The following is a 4,640-nucleotide window of genomic DNA, read 5'->3' as shown; positions in this document are numbered from 1 at the left end:
TGCGGGCAGTGGCCGAAAAAGCGGCCGCGGGCGTGACGGTCATCGGCGTCTGCAACGGTTTCCAGATCCTGGTCGAGGCCGGCTTGTTGCCGGGTGCCTTGATGCGCAACACCTCGCTGAAATTCGTCTGCCGGCAGGTGAAGCTCGAGATCACCAATGCCAACACCATGTTCACCCGCCGCTATCAGCCGGGCCAGATCATCCGCTCGCCGGTCGCGCATCATGACGGCAATTATTTCGCCGACGCCGACACGCTTGCCCGTCTCGAAGGCGAAGGCCAGGTGGTGTTCCGCTATGCCGAGGGCACCAACCCCAACGGCTCGATCAACGACATTGCCGGCATCGTCAACAGCCAAGGCAATGTGCTCGGGCTGATGCCGCATCCGGAAAACCTGATCGAAGCAGCCCATGGCGGTACCGACGGCCGCGGACTGTTCGAGAGCGCCCTCGGCATCGCTGCCTGACGATATCGAAGCGAACAGCTTGAAAACAGCCGGACATTCCTGTCTCTTTGGAGCAAGTCTGGTTCATTGGGGAGAGAGACGGTCATGAAACTCTATTCGCGGCCGTTGTCGCCCTACTCGTCGATCGTGCGGGCATTGGCCTACATCAAGGACGTACCACTCAAGATCATCGCGCCGCCGCCCGGTTTTCCCATCCCGGAAGAGTTTCGCGCCATCTCGCCGATGAACCGGATTCCGGTGCTGATCACCGGCTCGGGCGAGACGATCGTCGAATCGGTGGTCATCGCCGAATATCTCGAGGAACGGTTTCCGGAACCGGCGCTGCTGCCGCCCGATTCCAAGGACCGTGCGCTGGTGCGCATGTTCGCCCGCATCACCGATCTCGATGTGCTGACCCCGTTGATGAAGCTTTTCGAGCTTCATTCCGTGCCGAAGCGCAACAATGCCGAGATCGACGCTCAGTTCGCCCGCCTGCATCATGGACTGGCGGCAATCGAGGCCCGTATGGCGCAAGGGCCCTTCGCACTCGGCGACGACATCAGCTTCGCCGATGCCTGGCTGACGCCGACGCGGTTCATCTTCAACAATTTCCGCGCCATGACAGGACGCCACGACCTGCTCGACGCCTATCCCAAATTCGACGCCTACCAGCAGATCGCCTCGCAACACCCGGCATTGTCGCGTGTGTGGGGCGAGATGACCGACGGCTTGAAAATCTTCCTGTCCGAGCTTGAGATGGGTGCCGCTTGATCAAGTCGAGGACGATCGCGCTGGTCGCCGCGGCGGGCTTTGTGCTGGCATCCTGTCAGTCGACGCCAAAGAGCACGCCTGTGCCCTCGGGCAAAAGTGCTGCGCTGCTGGCCATGGAACAAGTGGCGATCGCCGCCCACAAATGCTGGATCGCCAGCAAGGACCCGGCCTTCAAACCGTACCAGATGGCCAATGAGCTGAATTCGTTCAGCGGCGCGCCGCGTTTCCTGCTGGTTCCGGCCAAGCACTATGGCGGCAAACCTTTGCTGGTCGTGCAGGCGCAAGGCAATTCTAGCCGTGTCGACGTCTTCGGACCGCTGATGAACGATCCGCTCGGCGCCCGCATCGGCTCCGACATTGCGCGCTGGCAGGCCGGCAATCCGGCCTGCGCCGCGACGGCCTAGCCCATGGGCCGGTTCCTGCAGATTGTGGGGCTGGTCATCGGTCTGGCCGGGCTCATCCTGCAGTTCTGCATCAGCATTCCTGCATCGATGGAAGCAGGCCGCAGCCTGCTTGGCTCCGTCATTTTCGTCTTCAGCTTCTTCACCATCCTGACCAACATCGGCGCGGTGCTGGTGTACACGTCGCTGCTGTCACCCACCTTCTATGCCTGGCTGCCGGCCTTTGCAGGGGCGCGGATGCGCACCGGCGTTGCGGTTTCGATCGCACTGGTCTTCATCATCTACGCAACGGTTCTGGCACGACTCTGGCAGCCGCAGGGACTGTTCCTGCTCTGCGATGTTCTCCTGCACTACGTCACGCCGGTGCTGTTCGTGCTGTGGTGGCTGATATCGGGCGCCGACGGCCGGACACGCTGGAGCGACATTTCGTGGTGGGTGATCTATCCCATCGCTTATCTGGTCTATGCGCTGGTGCGGGCGCCGCTTGCCGGCGAGGTGCCCTACCCTTTCCTGAACATCGCCAAGAACGGCGCGACCAGCGTCGTCATCTCAGCTGCAGCCATCACCGGACTTTTCCTCGTGCTGTGCGTGGTCGCCGTCCTTGCGGACCATGCCGTTGCACGCACCAGGGCGTCGAGGGTCCGTTAGAACTGTGCGGACCTTCTGTCCGGATTTCCCGGGACCATCATCTTTCCCAAACCGGTTCCCACTTTTGGGATCACGGTCAGTCCCAGAACGGCCTGATGCCCTCGCGGTGGGCGTCGCAGCGCGTGACGCCGATATCCTTGAGCTGGTCGTCGGTCATCTCCAGCAGAGCCAACCGGCTGCGGCGGCGATCCAGCAGGTTGTCGATCCATCTTGCCAGCGACCTCAGCACGCGCACAAGGCGGCTGACAAAGCCGCGCTGAGCCGACGGGCGTGTCGATTGGGCCGATAATGCAGCGCTCGAATGACGTATTGTCGCGATTGTATTCATTTTCTTTCTGCCAAAGTCCTAAATTGTACCCTTTTGGCACGCGATTGATATGTATTGACTCATCTATCGGTGCAATATAGAAAATTGTCACCATGACAAATTGGCTTCCAGATCTCACTGCCGGCTCCGGCCCGCTGTATCAGCGGCTGGCGGATTCCATCGAGACGGACATCGATCGGGGCGTGATCGATGCCGGCGCAAAGTTGCCGCCGCAGCGCGACCTCGCCTACGACATCGGCACCACCGTCGGCACGGTCGGCCGGGCCTATCAATTGCTGCGCGAGCGTGGGCTGGTGAGCGGCGAGGTCGGGCGTGGAACCTATGTGCTCGGCCAGCGCGCGAAGCCGGATTTTCCGGCTCCGGACGTCGGCGGCGAAGGCACGCGCTATATCGATGCGCCTAAAGGCAAGCTGCGTTTCGACAGCACCGCAGCACCTGATATCGGCCAGGGCGACATTGTCGCCGGTGTCCTGTCGCGCACGGCGCAGGACCATCCGCATGAGATTTCGAGCTACACTAGGGATTTCCCCGAACGATGGTACGAAGCCGGCGCCCGCTGGTTGGCGCGCAATTCCTTTCGCCCGGATGCCGACACCATCGTTCCCACGCTCGGCACCCATGCGGCGGTGATGGCGGCGATCGCGGCGCTCACCATGCCTGGCGACTATGTCGCCTTCGAGCACCTCACCTACTCGCAGGTTTCCCGCAGTGCCGGCTTGATCGGCAGGCGCACCGCGTTGGTGGCATCGGACGATGAAGGGATCGATCCGCAGGATTTCGAGCGCGTCTGCGCGCAAAAGCATCCCAAGATGATCTTCCTGATGCCGACGGCGCAGAATCCGACGCTGGCCACCTTGTCGGCGGCGCGCCGCGAAGCGATCGCCCATGTCGCACGCGAATACAATGTCGTCCTCATCGAGGACGACCTCTATGGCAATCTGACCGATGATCCGACGCCGTTGCTGGCCGAATATGCTCCTGAGAGGACCATTGTCGCGGGCGGCCTGTCGAAGTCGGTCGCAGCCGGTGTGCGCGGCGGCTGGCTTTCCTGCCCGCCCGCCTACCGCCACCGCATCCGCGTCGCCCACAAGATGATGACCGGCGGCATGCCCTTCCTGCTGGCGGAGGTGAATACAAGGCTGGTGCTGTCCGGTCAGGCGGATGAGATACGAAAGCGCAGCATCGCCGAAATCAGCGCCCGCATCGCCATCGTACGCGAGACTTTGGCCGGCTTCGCCTTCAAGTCGCATGACAGGGTGCCCTTTGTCTGGCTGACCCTGCCCGACCCCTGGCTTTCCGGCACCTTCAAGAACGCTTGCCTGGAGCACGGCGTGCTGATCGACGACGAGGACGAATTCAAGGCCGGCCGTTCCGAGCAGGTTTTCCATGGCGTCCGCTTCGGCGTTTCGCAGCCGAGACAGCGCGGGGATATCGCTGAAGGCGTTGCGGTGATCCGGCGACTTCTCGATGAAGGCCGCGCCGGCTACGACAGCTTCTCCTGACACTGCGTGGCTTTGTCCGGTTTTCCGTCGTTTTTCGTCAATCCATGGGTGTATCGGCCGCAAGGCTTGCGATAAGACGGGACTCAAAATCCCAACGTCCCGGATAAAAATCGCCGCCCATGACCATTTCCAATTCCGTGCCGATCACCCCCGAGCTCATTGCCTCACACGGGCTCAAGCCCGACGAGTATCAGCGCATTCTCGACCTCGTCGGGCGCGAGCCGAGCTTCACCGAACTCGGCATCTTCTCGGCGATGTGGAATGAGCACTGCTCCTACAAATCCTCGAAGAAATGGCTGCGCACGCTGCCGACCACCGGACCTCAGGTCATCCAGGGGCCGGGCGAGAATGCTGGCGTGGTCGACATCGGCGATGGCGACTGCGTCGTCTTCAAGATGGAGAGTCACAACCACCCATCCTACATCGAGCCCTACCAGGGTGCGGCGACCGGCGTCGGCGGCATATTGCGCGACGTCTTCACCATGGGCGCGCGGCCGATCGCGGCGATGAATGCGCTGCGTTTTGGTGCGCCCGACCATCCCAAGAC

At 62.2% G+C, this 4,640-nt stretch carries 7 protein-coding genes; 6 read left to right on the top strand and 1 reads right to left on the bottom strand.

Going from position 1 to position 4,640, the window contains the following annotated elements; translation table 11 throughout:
• The 4 genes from purQ to EN914_RS25025 all read left to right on the top strand — a co-directional run.
• Window positions 1-464 (top strand): phosphoribosylformylglycinamidine synthase subunit PurQ (gene purQ, locus EN914_RS25040; protein ID WP_127389329.1); only part of this gene is annotated, 464 nt, incomplete at its 5' end.
• Window positions 465-548: 84 nt separating this feature from the next.
• Window positions 549-1,214, top strand: a complete 666-nt coding sequence (locus tag EN914_RS25035; protein WP_013532130.1) for a glutathione S-transferase family protein — start codon at window positions 549-551, stop codon at window positions 1,212-1,214.
• On the top strand, window positions 1,211-1,618 hold the full coding sequence (locus EN914_RS25030; protein ID WP_024504559.1) for a hypothetical protein: 408 nt from the start codon (window positions 1,211-1,213) through the stop codon (window positions 1,616-1,618). Before EN914_RS25035 ends, EN914_RS25030 begins: the two co-directional genes overlap by 4 nt.
• Window positions 1,619-1,621: 3 nt before the next feature.
• The gene (locus tag EN914_RS25025) at window positions 1,622-2,263 is read left to right on the top strand and encodes a Pr6Pr family membrane protein (RefSeq protein WP_013532132.1); all 642 of its coding nucleotides are present in this window, start codon (window positions 1,622-1,624) and stop codon (window positions 2,261-2,263) included.
• Window positions 2,264-2,339: 76 nt separating this feature from the next.
• Here the strand turns inward: EN914_RS25025 and EN914_RS25020 are convergent, their stop codons facing one another.
• Window positions 2,340-2,591 (bottom strand): DUF1127 domain-containing protein, encoded by a 252-nt coding sequence (locus tag EN914_RS25020; protein ID WP_013532133.1) that lies wholly within the window; start codon window positions 2,589-2,591, stop codon window positions 2,340-2,342.
• 92 nt (window positions 2,592-2,683) lie between these two features.
• On the opposite strand from EN914_RS25020, the gene EN914_RS25015 reads away from it, so the two are divergent.
• Together EN914_RS25015 and EN914_RS25010 are read left to right on the top strand one after the other, a co-directional pair.
• Window positions 2,684-4,093 carry a PLP-dependent aminotransferase family protein gene (locus tag EN914_RS25015; RefSeq protein WP_013532134.1) on the top strand — a complete coding sequence of 470 codons (1,410 nt, stop codon included), beginning with the start codon at window positions 2,684-2,686 and terminating at the stop codon, window positions 4,091-4,093.
• 119 nt (window positions 4,094-4,212) lie between these two features.
• A partial coding sequence (locus EN914_RS25010) for an AIR synthase related protein (RefSeq protein ID WP_245462657.1) occupies window positions 4,213-4,640 on the top strand: 428 nt, incomplete at its 3' end.

Origin of the sequence: Mesorhizobium sp. M7A.F.Ca.CA.001.08.2.1, from assembly GCF_003998455.1 — a bacterium.
In the GTDB taxonomy this organism is placed as follows: Bacteria; Pseudomonadota; Alphaproteobacteria; order Rhizobiales; family Rhizobiaceae; genus Mesorhizobium; species Mesorhizobium ciceri.
Note: the sequence above shows the minus strand (reverse complement) of the source record. Positions and strands in the feature narration are given on the sequence as shown.

Excerpts from the sequence above, each read along its gene's own strand:
- EN914_RS25025 (WP_013532132.1), top strand. The coding sequence starts at position 1,622 with ATGGGCCGGTTCCTGCAGATTGTGGGGCTGGTCATCGGTCTGGCCGGG.
- EN914_RS25015 (WP_013532134.1), top strand. The coding sequence starts at position 2,684 with ATGACAAATTGGCTTCCAGATCTCACTGCCGGCTCCGGCCCGCTGTAT.
- EN914_RS25035 (WP_013532130.1), top strand. The coding sequence starts at position 549 with ATGAAACTCTATTCGCGGCCGTTGTCGCCCTACTCGTCGATCGTGCGG.
- EN914_RS25020 (WP_013532133.1), bottom strand. The coding sequence starts at position 2,591 with ATGAATACAATCGCGACAATACGTCATTCGAGCGCTGCATTATCGGCC.